At 54.7% G+C, this 12,088-nt stretch carries 14 protein-coding genes and 1 pseudogene; 11 read left to right on the top strand and 4 right to left on the bottom strand.

The annotated features are described in order from the left end of the window. Nucleotides 1–30 precede the first annotated feature (30 nt). The 5 genes from PKO02S_RS00140 to PKO02S_RS00120 all read left to right on the top strand — a co-directional run bounded on the left by PKO02S_RS00140 (nucleotide 31) and on the right by PKO02S_RS00120 (nucleotide 3,723). Nucleotides 31–570 carry a hypothetical protein gene (locus PKO02S_RS00140; protein ID WP_127578730.1) on the top strand — a complete coding sequence of 180 codons (540 nt, stop codon included), beginning with the start codon at nucleotides 31–33 and terminating at the stop codon, nucleotides 568–570. 17 nt (nucleotides 571–587) lie between these two features. Continuing rightward, complete coding sequence (locus PKO02S_RS00135; RefSeq protein ID WP_127578726.1) at nucleotides 588–1,493, top strand: sugar phosphate isomerase/epimerase family protein; 906 nt, start codon at nucleotides 588–590, stop codon at nucleotides 1,491–1,493. Nucleotides 1,494–1,710: 217 nt separating this feature from the next. Continuing rightward, nucleotides 1,711–2,391 carry a glycoside hydrolase family 73 protein gene (locus PKO02S_RS00130; RefSeq protein ID WP_127578722.1) on the top strand — a complete coding sequence of 227 codons (681 nt, stop codon included), beginning with the start codon at nucleotides 1,711–1,713 and terminating at the stop codon, nucleotides 2,389–2,391. A gap of 135 nt (nucleotides 2,392–2,526) precedes the next feature. After that, on the top strand, nucleotides 2,527–3,204 hold the full coding sequence (locus PKO02S_RS00125; RefSeq protein WP_246066778.1) for a YhcN/YlaJ family sporulation lipoprotein: 678 nt from the start codon (nucleotides 2,527–2,529) through the stop codon (nucleotides 3,202–3,204). 192 nt (nucleotides 3,205–3,396) lie between these two features. Next, a complete protein-coding gene (locus tag PKO02S_RS00120; RefSeq protein WP_127578715.1) occupies nucleotides 3,397–3,723 on the top strand; it encodes a cupin domain-containing protein in 327 nt (108 codons plus the stop codon). Nucleotides 3,724–4,182: 459 nt separating this feature from the next. Here PKO02S_RS00120 and PKO02S_RS00115 read toward each other — a convergent pair whose 3' ends face one another. Continuing rightward, the gene (locus PKO02S_RS00115; protein ID WP_009672290.1) at nucleotides 4,183–4,407 is read right to left on the bottom strand and encodes a helix-turn-helix domain-containing protein; all 225 of its coding nucleotides are present in this window, start codon (nucleotides 4,405–4,407) and stop codon (nucleotides 4,183–4,185) included. A gap of 219 nt (nucleotides 4,408–4,626) precedes the next feature. On the opposite strand from PKO02S_RS00115, the gene PKO02S_RS00110 reads away from it, so the two are divergent. From PKO02S_RS00110 to PKO02S_RS00090, 5 genes and pseudogenes are all read left to right on the top strand, one after another. After that, on the top strand, nucleotides 4,627–4,917 hold the full coding sequence (locus PKO02S_RS00110) for a hypothetical protein (RefSeq protein WP_127578712.1): 291 nt from the start codon (nucleotides 4,627–4,629) through the stop codon (nucleotides 4,915–4,917). Nucleotides 4,918–5,248: 331 nt separating this feature from the next. Next, nucleotides 5,249–5,401: pseudogene (locus tag PKO02S_RS00105) on the top strand (LuxR C-terminal-related transcriptional regulator); the annotation flags it as partial. 94 nt (nucleotides 5,402–5,495) lie between these two features. Beyond that, nucleotides 5,496–6,245, top strand: a complete 750-nt coding sequence (locus PKO02S_RS00100) for a class I SAM-dependent methyltransferase (RefSeq protein WP_127578709.1) — start codon at nucleotides 5,496–5,498, stop codon at nucleotides 6,243–6,245. Next, nucleotides 6,242–7,249, top strand: coding sequence for an MBL fold metallo-hydrolase (locus tag PKO02S_RS00095; protein ID WP_127578706.1), 1,008 nt, complete (start codon nucleotides 6,242–6,244; stop codon nucleotides 7,247–7,249). The genes PKO02S_RS00100 and PKO02S_RS00095 overlap by 4 nt, the downstream gene beginning before the upstream one ends. Before the next feature lie 20 nt (nucleotides 7,250–7,269). Continuing rightward, nucleotides 7,270–7,959, top strand: a complete 690-nt coding sequence (locus tag PKO02S_RS00090; RefSeq protein WP_127578703.1) for an AlkZ-related protein — start codon at nucleotides 7,270–7,272, stop codon at nucleotides 7,957–7,959. A gap of 57 nt (nucleotides 7,960–8,016) precedes the next feature. On the opposite strand, the gene PKO02S_RS00085 is transcribed toward PKO02S_RS00090, so the two are convergent. Continuing rightward, on the bottom strand, nucleotides 8,017–8,898 hold the full coding sequence (locus PKO02S_RS00085; protein ID WP_246066765.1) for an alpha/beta hydrolase: 882 nt from the start codon (nucleotides 8,896–8,898) through the stop codon (nucleotides 8,017–8,019). Between the two features lie 33 nt (nucleotides 8,899–8,931). Then, nucleotides 8,932–9,522, bottom strand: coding sequence for a TetR/AcrR family transcriptional regulator (locus PKO02S_RS00080; protein ID WP_127578700.1), 591 nt, complete (start codon nucleotides 9,520–9,522; stop codon nucleotides 8,932–8,934). 462 nt (nucleotides 9,523–9,984) lie between these two features. Here PKO02S_RS00080 and PKO02S_RS00075 point away from each other — a divergent pair, with 462 nt between their 5' ends. Continuing rightward, complete coding sequence (locus PKO02S_RS00075) at nucleotides 9,985–11,289, top strand: TolB-like translocation protein (protein ID WP_127578696.1); 1,305 nt, start codon at nucleotides 9,985–9,987, stop codon at nucleotides 11,287–11,289. Nucleotides 11,290–11,358: 69 nt separating this feature from the next. Here PKO02S_RS00075 and PKO02S_RS00070 read toward each other — a convergent pair whose 3' ends face one another. Continuing rightward, nucleotides 11,359–11,895, bottom strand: a complete 537-nt coding sequence (locus PKO02S_RS00070; RefSeq protein ID WP_127578693.1) for a phosphatidylglycerophosphatase A family protein — start codon at nucleotides 11,893–11,895, stop codon at nucleotides 11,359–11,361. Nucleotides 11,896–12,088: the final 193 nt, after the last annotated feature.

Genomic DNA, 12,088 nt, shown 5'->3' with positions numbered 1-12,088 from the left:
ACCTCAATAACCGCATGGGAGAGATGCGAGTTGTTCAAACGAATGGCCATCGCCTTCGGTGTGCTTGTGCTGCTCATCGTCGGACTTGCGTCAGGATTGATATGGTCGATTCGGCCGAGCGAGCCGCTGGATTTGGCTTACGAGCGCATCTCGATCTCGTCCAAAATCCGCGACATGGTCCTGCGACGAAGCTTCGAGCTGCGGCTGACCGAAGCCGATTTGAACAACATCATGAAGAAAGAGCTGGCGGAGCGGGCTGATTCAATCGGCTATGCGAGGATCGACGGCGCGCGTTTCGAGCAGCAAGGCCGGGTCGTGACCGCACATGTGCAGGCGACCGGCAAGGCCGGGATCCGCGCGGAGGCTTCGCTGGACTTCGAGCTGAAATGGAGCCCGCCGAACTTGATCGTCGAGCACATCGGGACGAAAACCGGCCCATGGGCCGTGCCGATTGGCTGGTTCAAGCTGGATCCGATCCGCGTGCCGATCGATGAGCAGCTCCCGATCGTGTCCATCTCAACCGTCAAGTTTGAATCGAACGAAATCATAATCGCGTTTCAGTTAAAATAGCGGAGGGGAACCCGTTTATGAACGCAGGGAAAGAGCATTTTCGATTCCGGCAAGCGAACGACGGCAGCGGCCGTGCGCCCAGCTTGCAAATTCAGCAGTCCTGGTGGGCGATGACGCAGATCGGGCGACCGGGGATCACGACCGAGGAGAAGTTCGAGATGATCGCGGAGGCCGGGTACGACGGCATCTTGTCCCGCTTCCCGCAAGGCGCGGATGCCGCCTCTTGGCGAGCGCTGCTGGACCATCACCGGTTCAGCTTCGGCGTCAATGCTCTGTTCTACCCCCATGAGGACAATCGCGACTTCTTCAAGCAAGCCGCCGATCTCGGCGCCTTGTATGTAACCGGGCAAGTGATGGGCTATTATATGCCGGAAGCGGAGCAGGTCGCCTATGTGGAGCAGCTGTATGAGTTTGCCGAACGAGCCGGGGTCCCTTTCTTCGTGGAGACTCATCGCATGTGCGTCACGCAGGACCTGCTCCGTTCCGTTCAATTGGTCGAGCGGCTCGCCAAGCTGCAATTGACGATCGATCTTTCTCACTACGCGGTAGCCGGCGTGATCGTCGATAATGAGGCTCCTCACGCCGATTATTTCAGCCGGCTTCTGAGCCGAGCCTCCTCCATTCACGGCCGCATCTCCAACGGGCATCAGGTACAGATCGATCTCGGGCCGAATGGGGAGCATCCGTTGGTGCCGCTGTACGAAGAATGGTGGGCGAACGGGATGCGCACGTGGCTGCAGGAAGCCGCTCCGGGCGATGTATTCCCGTTCGTCACCGAGCTGGGACCGGCCGATTACGCGATCCGCGCCACGTCCGGCGAGACCGGCTTGCCGGGGGACGAAATTTCCGATCGCTGGCAGCAGGCGCTGCTGCTCCAGCAGATCGGCCGTCGTGCCTGGCAACGGGCGAACTCACCGTCATAACACGAATCAGACCGTTCGAGGACGCCTGCTGTCCTGCCGAACGGTCTTTCTTTATTGCTGCAACTCGAAACCGAAACCGACGGATGTCCCCCGTCCATACGCCGAGTCGGGCGATCCGCCTGTCTCATAGTCTAGTAGAAGCAGGGAAACCTATGTCTATCGATTCAGAATCTGCTAAGACTATCGCGGAGTGGAATCGCGGGAGGAGGAAATCGGATTGGATCGTGCTGCATTCGTAGCGACCGTAGCGCCGATCGCGGTGAAGCTTAGACTGGAAGGCTCCTCGATTTTCGCGTCGGTGCGGGTTGCCCAGACGTTATTGGAAACCGGCGGCCGCCTCAACGGCTGGAACAACATCGTCGGTTATAAAGTCGGCGGAGGCCAACCTAATGGTTACTGGAAAGGCGCCTCGGTGAACGTGAGAACCTGGGAAGTGATCAACGATCAGACCGTGTACATCTACGACAGCTTTCGCGCCTATGATACGATCGAGGATTGTTTGAGGGACCAGGATTTGCTGTTTCTATATCCCCGTTATGACCGCGTCCGTCAAGCCGGAACCCCCGAGCTTCAGGCGGAAATGCTGCGGGCTTGCGGCTATGCCACGGATCCGAATTATGCGGGGGCCATCATCGATTTGATTCGCCAGAATGATTTCAAACGGTTCGACAGGGAGGTGGAGCAAGTGTTGGAGAAATTGGAGCAGCTGCAGCTGCAGATTTCTGCGTTGCAGAGCCAAGTGGCCGCGCTCGAAGGCCGCGCCTCTATGCCGATACCGGAGTGGGCGGAAGCGGCCGTCCAGAAGGCGGTCGCCGCCGGCATCATCGATTCCCCGGAGAATGGGAGCTACGACTTTTATCGGCTCCTGACGATTTTGCATCGGAAACAGTTGATCTGATGCAGGAACAGGTTGCACTGGCCATCCACCGAAATTTTGGGGTGCATGCGGATCGATCGTCGGCACATGCTAATATCGATTCGCCCTCAACAACATCATCAATTTCCGAAACGGAGGATGGCTAGCTTGGTGAAAATGGCAAAAAAAGCAGCTTTGCTCACGGCAGTCGCTACTACGATGGTCATCACGGCTGTCGGTTGCGGCCATGCGGGACGCGAAGGAACCGGCACGAATGACGGGATGAGAACACGGATGCTGACGCACCACAGTCGTCCGCTTAACTACGGCACGGGAAGCAACTGGGATATGCGGCTCGGCCTCGATCGCCATCGGGGCACGAATCCCGATCGTATCCGCGATGCGGACGACATGCGGCTCGGTCTGAATCGGGACAACGGCATCACCGGCTATGATCAAGACGGCGTGAACAACTGGCGCGACTACAAGGCGGCGGGACACGGGCACGTCAACAACAAGCTGGAGGAAAACCACGACTTGGCGCAGCAGCTCACGACGATCGACCCGGTCGAAACGGCGCATGTTATGCTCACGGATCATAACGTGTATGTCGCGGTGAAGCTGAAAAACGGCCAGGATGTGGAGTCCGTCAGCACGATCAAGTCGCAAATCGCCGACAAGGTGCATTCGACGCGGCCGGAAGTGAAGAATGTCTACGTCTCGTCGAATCCCGATCTGGTCAGCCGCTTCCAGCAGTACGGGGAGCATCTGCGTCAAGGCAAACCGTTCTCCGGTATCAAGGACGAGTTCAACGCTTCGATGCACAGCATGTTCCCGAAGCCAGCTTCTTACTAGTCAGTACCGGCATTCAGCCATGAGGTGACCAAGGGCGGTCAATCGCAACAAGGCAGGTACGCTCGTCGATGGCGGGCGTGCCTGGTTTCATTTGATATGTTTCACCGGGGGCTCGTATGCTATACTAGCTAATGGACAGGCATACATCATGCTTTTCGACAACAATCCATTCCCTGTAACAGGAGGCGCACGATGTTCATACAATCTTCCGCAATTCCTTTTGTAACGCTTGAGCCCGGGCTGGAACGCCGCATACTGGGGTATTCCGAGCAAATGATGGTGACGGAGGTCCGGTTTGCCAAAGGAGTAGTAGGCGTGCTTCATCATCATCCGCATCGTCAATCCGCTTATGTAGCCGCCGGTTCGTTCGAGGTGACGATCGATGGGGAGACGAAAGTGCTGGTGACCGGCGACGGGTACATGGTCGAGCCTGATATCGTTCACGGCGTCGTGGCGCTGGAGGATGGATCGGTGCTGATCGATTTTTTCACTCCGATGCGCGAAGATTTCTTGAAATAAGCCGTCAAGGCATGGTCGAGCGAGTCAATAGGTTGTTGGGGTTACATAGCCAGGGGTCGGGTAACCGATCCCTGTTTGCTGTTGAATTTGCGTTTGCGGATGCAGTTGCTGATGCCACCAAGGGATGGGTTGCCAATAGGTCGGAGCCGGTGCGATACGATAGTAGTGAAATTCCGGTGGGGTCGGCGTGAACTGTACGGGTGCTCTCGGGGGCAGATGGCCGGAATAAGGCAGCTTCGCATAGGATGTTTGGGAAGAATGGCAGTTACAAGGCATGACGGTTGGCCTCCAATGGATCAGAATCGGGTCCTTGTGTATTTATATGCCGGGCCCTGGGCATTGGCCCTGGTCATTCGCCCAGCTTCGGCAGAGCTGCACAAAAACTCAAAAAAGCCTTCCGCCTGCTCTCCCCCGGACTCGGACAGCATGTGGAAGGCTTTTAGGTTAGGCTACAAAAGGTCAAATCTTTAACTCCCCAAGCTTGATTAGCTCGACAACCGCTTGTGAACGACCTTTTACGTTTAATTTTTGCATGACATTCGAGATATGATTGCGCACAGTCTTTTCACTGATGAACAGTTGCTGGGCGATATCTTTGGTCGTTTTGTCCTGCACGAGCAGTTCGAAGACTTCGCGTTCACGATTGGTTAACAGAAATTTGTTTTTATGGTCGCTGCCTTTCAATAGTGCCACCCCTCCTTGCTTGGGCTTTGTATGTTACAAGGTAAAGGGATACAGTCAACACAGTTTATGAGGGCGCGCCCTGCTTGGTGCGGAGTCCGTGAAAAATGGGCGGGGAAATGCCTGGATGGCTAACGTCAGACTTTTCTTCAATAACGGCTCCATGTGATATAATAGAAATAAATCGGTAGGACAGTTCACTAATAAGGGAAGGTGACGACAATGCAATATGTATCCAGGGAAGCAGTTGAAAGTGCAATTCAAAAGATTTTTTTCAATAATGCGAAGGATGTGGAAATCCCGGTCGATGTTCTGATTCGTTCACTGATTGAAGAATTTAATTCCCGAGAATTGAATCAAGAGCAAAGGAACAGACTTGGGCAACATATTTTTTTCAATCCAGATGTAATGAAGCAACTGGAGCAGTCGGAGGTGGAGTCTGAGGGTGAGTATATAGCCAATTACGCAGATTACTTAAAGTTTAAAAATGAGGTCGCTAATGAGCTGAGATAATCCCTATTCGGTTGCGTGGAGTAAAACGGCTCTTCGCATGTTGTTTGGATTCAATAAAGTCGATCATGATTCTGTATATCGTATGTCTCAAAATTTGCTAAGCAAAGAACCGTTCGCTCAGGCAGACAAAGTAGCCGATTATGAAAATTATCGATATAATGGCTACTGTCTGAAAATGATTCGTAATGTTGTCATCGTGTACTCCGTTAATGTGAATGCCCGCAATGTACAGATCCGTGCTTGCTATCACGGGGGCACAGGTGAAGTTGCGCAGATTTTGTATGGCATCCATCCTCCTTTTACCAACAACGATTAGTTCTCCTCTCCTGGGCGTGTTTCAAACCACATCTCGAATGTTATGCAAAAATTAAACGTAAAAGGTCGTTCACAAGCGGTTGTCGAGCTAATCAAGCTTGTCCACATGCTGTCCGAGTGCGGAGAGAGCAGATGGAGGGCTTTTTTGACTTTATGCAGCCACACCTGATCATAAGCCGTTGCCGATCGACGGGGAGACAAGGTTAGATTGCTTCCACGCCCGCTTATGGTGTTAAATAGAGGGATGGAGGCGAGATGGACGAATGACAGCTTGGTATGAGGAAAGCTTCGGCAAAGACTACTTGCTTGTGTACAAGCATCGCGATATGGAAGGCGCGTCGGCGGAGGTGCGCAAAATGATTCGCTGGCTCGGGCTGCCGCCCGGAGCGAAGGTGCTGGATCTATGCTGCGGTATGGGGCGGCATGCGCTGGCGCTGGCGGAGGCGGGCTACCGGGTGACGGGCATCGACTTGTCCGAGACGCTGCTGCAGGAGGCGAGACGCCAGGATACGGCGCATAGTATCGACTGGCATGCCGGCGACATGCGCAGCTTACCTTTCGAAGACGATACGTTCAGGGCGGTAGTGAACTTTTTTACTTCATTCGGTTACTTCGAAGACGACCGGCACAATTTGCGGGTTTTGGAGGAAATGCATCGGGTCCTTGAGCCGGGAGGCCGGTTCCTCGTGGACTTCCTGAATGAAGGCTACGTGCGGCAGCACCTCGTCCCCTATTCGGTTAGAGAGGAAACGGGGTTGAAGATCGAAGAGACGCGAGAAATCGAGGGAGGGTTCGTCCGCAAACAAATCATTGTGAACGAGCCAGGACAGACGGAACGGCGATACATAGAGCAAGTGAAGCTTTACGGGGTGCAGGAGCTGACCGGCATGCTGCATGGAGCAGGCTTGCAGGTGGACTTGGTTTATGGCGGGTATGACGGCCAAGAGTACAGGCGAGACGAATCGGCTCGGCTTATTCTGATCGGCACGAAGCGGGAGGGACAAGCGCAATGACAAGAACGATTCGCACGGAATGGCAGCCGGGGCTGCACCAGATCAAAGTGCCGCTTCCTTTTCCGCTTCGTTGGGTCAACAGCTACCTGCTGGAAGGAACGGACGGGTGGACGGTCATCGACCCGGGACTCCATACCCCGGAATCGGTCGGGCTGTGGGAAGAGACTTTAGCGGAAATGGAAATCGAGTTCAACGAAATCGTCCAAATCGTCTTGACCCATCATCATCCCGATCATTATGGGCTCAGCGGGCTGTTCCAAGAGCGAAGCGGCGGGGCGCCGGTCTATATCTCTAGCACAGGAGCGAGCCAAATCAGCCAGCTCTGGGGAGACGGCATGCCGATGAGCGATCGCCTGATGGCCGTGTTCCTGCTGCATGGGCTGGACCGGCAGCTGACAGAGCCGATGCGCGAGCATATGGGCAGCTTCATCCCGCAAGTGTCGCCTCAGCCAGTCTTGACCTCGATTGAGGCGGATGTATCGCTGCTCATCGCCGGGCGCGAGTACAGACCGATTCACACGCCAGGCCATGCCGACGGGCATCTGAGCTTCTACGACGAGGTGCGCCGCGAGCTGATCTGCGGCGATCACGTGCTGCCGCAAATTACGCCGAACGTCGGCTATTTGCCGGGCTTCGACCCGAACCCGCTCCGGACGTATTTGCGCAGCCTCGATGAGGCGGCAAGCCTGCAAGTGGGGCGGGCATACCCGGGGCACCGCGATCCGTTCACGACATATGCCGAACGGGCGGAGGAGATCGTGCTGCATCACGAGGAGCGGCTGCTCCAGATGCGGACGCTGCTGCAGGAGCGTCCGCTGTCGGCTTACGCGTTATGCCGCGAGCTGTTCGGCGATCGGCTGTCGGTGCATCAGCTGCGCTTTGCTTTGTCGGAGACGATTGCCCATGTGATCTACATGCAGGAGGAAGAACAAATCCGCGAGAAACAGGCGGAAGACGGCACACTCCTGTATGAAGCTCTGCAGACGAACCGATCCGTATTTTAACAGTGGGGAGTTGTTGGGGAATGACGAAAGCGGCTGCGGAAATCAAAACGGTCGAGACCTACGAGGAGGCGATTGCGGTCATCCGGAAAGTGGGCATCCTGCCCCTGTCCGATTGTTTGCCGGAGCATCCTTCGCTCGGTACGATAACGCGCGAAAGCGCTTGGCACACCGGCTTGGATACCGACCCTTGGCTATGGCGGGACCGTTTTGCGGCAGAGGGGATAGCTGCGTACGGCCGTTTCTTTGCCAAAAAGCCGATTCTGGTCGCGGCGTCTTGGGTGCCCCATCTGATAGCAGCGCTGCAGCCGGCCAAAACGTTGCGCAGACGTTATGAGGAAGGCTCCGTCTCAAGAGATGTCATCCGCCTGTGCGAGCTGATCGAGGCAAATGATGGGATTGATGTGAAGGTGTTACGTCGGACCGCCGGGCTACATGGCAAAGACGACAAAAAGGCGTTCGACGACGCGCTTATCGAGCTGCAAGCGGCCGGCGAAGCGGTTATCGCAGGTATCTCCGAACGATTGAACGAGCAGGGGACGAAAAACGGCTGGAACAGCACCTGTTATTCGACCGCCCGCCAATGGCTGAAGCGGAACGGACTAAAGCCGCTTCAGCTGGATCGCGAAGCGGCCAAGGAGGAGCTGCTGGACAAGTTCGCCCGCCAGGCGAGCGAAGCGGCTGTCCAGAAGTTGGCGAAATATTTGAAGTAGCTGTGCAGATTAGAGTGCGAGTGCATGTGAACGTGTGCGATTGCGTTTGAGGAACGGCTAGACGGGGACCACCGCGTCAACCCGCTCGTCGAACCATTCCAGCATCCGGTCGACCACTTCCTCCCATACCCGCTCATTGTGAAGCTCGTGACGAAGCGCGGGCCATTCCATGAACCGGCACACGTCCCCGGCGCGAGTGACGAACTCCCGGCTCGCCGCGATCGAGGTGACGAAGTCTTCGCCTCCATGCATGACGTAGAGCGGCACTTTCGCCTCGGCGGCATGCTGCAGCGCGTAACGGCCGGCCCGTACAACGCCGAAGAAGAAACGCGCCGAGATGAAGCCGTGCCGCATTTTATCTTCGCGGATGCTCTGGATCATATCCGGATGCGAAGTCAAATTCTCGGGACGGAGCGGCCGATTGTTCATATACGTCGGCTTGATCCGCTCCAGCACGGTGCCGATCGCCACTTGCAGCTTGGGAGGATCGAACGCCAGCTTCAGCCAAGGGCCGGTCACCAATGCACCTGCTAGCTGCGGCTTGCGGCGAATCACATAGTTCAGCGTGACATTGCCGCCCATGCTGTGACCGAACAAGAGGCGGGGCACCCCTGGGAATCGGCGCTCCGCTTCCGCCAGCAGCAAGTCGATCCCCTCGAGCAGCGATTCGTAGTCGGGAGTGTGGCCCTTCAGTCCTTGAGTAAGCCCGTGCCCCCGGTGATCGAACAACAGCACGGCATACCCGGCATTCGTGAAACGCTCGGCAACATGCTTATATCTTCCGGTGTGTTCTCCCATCCCATGGACGATGCCAATTACGCCTTTGATTCCGCTTGTCCCGCTATCTCTGTTTTCCACCAGCTCAGGCTGACAGACGAACGCATACATCCTCGTGCCATCCTTGCATTTCCAATCCAAATCCTCTAGCTGCATCGCCATTTCCGGGTCCCTCCGATCTATGAGTCCGCTTTATTATTCCTGATTCAGCATGCCGTAAAAAAACAGATCCAACAATTCCTCCAAGCCGCCGGCCCGCTCCGCCGAGCGCAAGCTGTCCTCCGAGAGCAAGGATATCGCATCCGCGAACATATTCAAGTAGATGAGCAAAATATCGTTGTGTACCGAGGAGCGGACTTTGCCGCAAGCGCGCCCTTCCTCGATAAACCGCAAAAACAGCGGAATCGATTGCTCTCTCGAATAATGCTGGATGAAGAGCTGCATTTCTTCATCATGCTTGAGGAGCCGTGCGTATGTTTCCGGATGCACATTGTTCGAGGTTTGATGCTTCATGAGGATAATCTGCTTCAGCTTCTCGTCAAAAGGCAGAGGCTGCTCCAGCAGCTCCCGGAATTGCTCCAGCGACTGCTGCACATCCCTCTTCAACGCTTCCTTCAATAGCGCTTCTTTGCTCCCGTAATAATTATAGATCGTAACTGGAGACACATTCGCCTCTTTGGCAATTTCCGTTACGGTGAAATCAAGAATCGGCTTGCCCAGCAGCTTCACGGCTGTCGATTCGATCTGGTCCATCTTGGCTCTTGTTCGTTTTTGAAAGCCGTCCATGCCGCACCTCCCGCTGTTGTTAGTATAACATGAAATTTCGAATGGACAGGAGGGTGTCGTATGAGCAAGGAAATTCCTTGCCGGTATTTATTGCCGTGTTGAACGGCTATTTGCTGGTGCAGACTTTGTTTCTGTAGGTTTGTTGGGGGCCGCCGGTGTGTTCCCAATGAATCGACAGCCTCTGAATTGCTTATTTCAAAAATGCATATTCCCATCCGATCAAGAATGAGTTATTATTGCTAATAGTTGCCATTATTAGAAATTCGGAGGATGCCGATGAGAATAAGTGGATCAATTGCCGCCCTTCTGTTAGCAGTAGGGCTGCTCCTATGTACGGCTTGCGACTCCGACTCGGACTCCGGCACCAAAGTGAATCCCGGCTCAAGCGTCAATCCAAGTGAACCTCCCGTTTTGAGCCCCAGTCCGAGTCCGAGCTCCTCGCCTACGGTAGGGTCTCGGATTATGACCGCTTCAATGCCTAGCACCGCGCCAACGGTTGCGACTGTTATCCCGGCTTCCGATCCCATGTGGGAAGGTAGCTGGGTTCGCGTGGGGATGAGCCATTTGGCTTCTGCTACATTGAACATTACTAAAGTGACATCAAAGGGATTTTCGTTTGAGTTGTTTGCCAATTGGGGTGGGAACGTCGGACAGATCATTGGGGAGGCTTCATTTCAGAACGAGACCGCCATTTTTAAAAGCAAGGACGTAGAGGCAAGTCTAGTGTTTACCATTAACGGACCGAACATAAAGGTGGAGAGCGGAGGGAATGTTTCCTATTTCGGCGGGATGAACGTGACCTTCCATGGAGAGTTTCAGCGGGGTCCGCTTCAAGAAGAAACAACGCTTATAACACTCGGTATTATGCCTGACCAGTCCTCGGATGAAAGGTTTCGAAAGCTGGTTGGCGAGCAATACTTCGCTTTTGTCGACAGTTTCCAAATCTATTCCACCGGAACGGATGAGGACCAACTCGGAGCGACAGTGATCACAGGCGGAGTGCCCGGACTGTTCACCATCATGGAAGCTATTATCATGCGGACGCCGGATAACGGGGTCTGGACGGCCGTCCTGAACAACGGATCGATTTTGGTGTACTCCAACCGCGACAAACCAGCAGGCATACCGAAGACGATCCAGAAGTGGTCGGCGAGGTTCAAGGATACGACTGTAAAAGTGATGCCGCCGGCGTATATCGTGCAAGGGATTCAGCGCCCGGATATTTTCGAGGTGACATGGTCGCCGAGTAAGCAGAGTGTCGTGTATGCGCAAGGGGATGCTCCGGGTAGGGGAGGAAAAGTTTATGTTTGGCGTGCCGGTGAGGATGACCCGAAACCTGTAGCTTTCGAAAAGGATATTCTGATGCCGATCGGCTCGTTCACTTGGTCTGCAGATAATCGGTTTGTGCTGTATACGTTTGGTGTTGCTGCGGTGCAGCCGGGGCATTTAATTAACGCCGTTACTTCAACGCTTGCAACTGTTCTTACGGTAGCCAACCGCTATTACTTTTCGCCAGACTCCAAACAACTCCTTTATGCTCGTCCTGTCGATCTGAAATCCCCTTATGTCAAAGCTGGATCCGGAGATTCCTTCGACCTTATGCTGCTGGACCTCCAATCGTTGCAAGAAACCGTCATCCTGAAAGCCGACCCCAAGCTTAGCTATTTTGCCGAAGGATGGATCGATGCGGAGAGCATTCGCTATACAAAAGTAAACTTCGAAACCAACAAAACCGAATCCCTGGAAATGAAACTCCCCGCTCTATAAGGAGCATCGCCCCAAACAAAAAAGCCCCATCCCTCCTAAAAAGGGAATGGGGCTTTGCTAGTTTCACGTTTATGGCAACGGGTCGCCTTTCGCTTCGCGTTCGGCTTCTTTCTCCGCCTGCTTGCGATGCGCGATCCGGCTGCTGGCGGCGGCCGCGATGGCGCCGACGATGTCGTCGAGGAATGTATGCGTCTCCCCGGTGGACTTGTCGTTCAACCGTTTCAGGATGCCGGGCTTCACCTTGTCGATATAGCCGAAGTTCGTAAAGCCGATGCTGCCATATACGTTCACGATCGAAAGCGCGAGCACTTCGTCGCAGCCATACAGGCCTTCATCGTTCTCTATCATCTCTTGGAGCGGTGGAAGCAGCTTGCCCTCGGCAGCCAGCATGTCGAGCTGAATGCCGGTCAGAATGGCGTTCTGCACTTCTCTTTTCTCGAGAACCCGTTCTACCGTATCCAGACATTCTTCAGGCGTCAGGTTAGGAAAGTAAGGCTGTTGAAGGAACATGACGAGCTCGGCGATTTCTTTTTTGTCGACTCCGCGCTCCGCCAACCATACTTGCGTGGCTTCGGACACTCTTTTGCTATTCAGGCTGTATGACATAGGGCTTCCTCCTCGCCTAGTATAAACTGAACTGCTAAGCCAAGCATACCACGTCCGGCCGCCTGTTTGCCAATCCTGATGATGGCAGCGCGAGAGGCGAAAGCGGGACAACCGGAGGCTCGTATTTTTTGTTGGACAAATGGAGTTATAAAACGAGCCGGGGCTCGTATACATAGTACTACCTAGTCCTAAA

The sequence above is a fragment of the Paenibacillus koleovorans NBRC 103111 genome (assembly GCF_004000845.1).
In the GTDB taxonomy this organism is placed as follows: Bacteria; Bacillota; Bacilli; order Paenibacillales; family NBRC-103111; genus Paenibacillus_AA; species Paenibacillus_AA koleovorans.
The sequence above is the reverse complement of the archived record's forward strand: the minus strand, read 5'-3'. Positions and strand labels throughout refer to the sequence as shown.

Coding starts and splice junctions, on each gene's coding strand:
- PKO02S_RS00135 (WP_127578726.1), top strand. CDS start 588: ATGAACGCAGGGAAAGAGCATTTTCGATTCCGGCAAGCGAACGACGGC.
- PKO02S_RS00125 (WP_246066778.1), top strand. CDS start 2,527: ATGGCAAAAAAAGCAGCTTTGCTCACGGCAGTCGCTACTACGATGGTC.
- PKO02S_RS00120 (WP_127578715.1), top strand. CDS start 3,397: ATGTTCATACAATCTTCCGCAATTCCTTTTGTAACGCTTGAGCCCGGG.
- PKO02S_RS00110 (WP_127578712.1), top strand. CDS start 4,627: ATGCAATATGTATCCAGGGAAGCAGTTGAAAGTGCAATTCAAAAGATT.
- PKO02S_RS00100 (WP_127578709.1), top strand. CDS start 5,496: ATGACAGCTTGGTATGAGGAAAGCTTCGGCAAAGACTACTTGCTTGTG.
- PKO02S_RS00095 (WP_127578706.1), top strand. CDS start 6,242: ATGACAAGAACGATTCGCACGGAATGGCAGCCGGGGCTGCACCAGATC.
- PKO02S_RS00090 (WP_127578703.1), top strand. CDS start 7,270: ATGACGAAAGCGGCTGCGGAAATCAAAACGGTCGAGACCTACGAGGAG.
- PKO02S_RS00085 (WP_246066765.1), bottom strand. CDS start 8,898: ATGGCGATGCAGCTAGAGGATTTGGATTGGAAATGCAAGGATGGCACG.
- PKO02S_RS00080 (WP_127578700.1), bottom strand. CDS start 9,522: ATGGACGGCTTTCAAAAACGAACAAGAGCCAAGATGGACCAGATCGAA.
- PKO02S_RS00075 (WP_127578696.1), top strand. CDS start 9,985: ATGACCGCTTCAATGCCTAGCACCGCGCCAACGGTTGCGACTGTTATC.
- PKO02S_RS00070 (WP_127578693.1), bottom strand. CDS start 11,895: ATGTCATACAGCCTGAATAGCAAAAGAGTGTCCGAAGCCACGCAAGTA.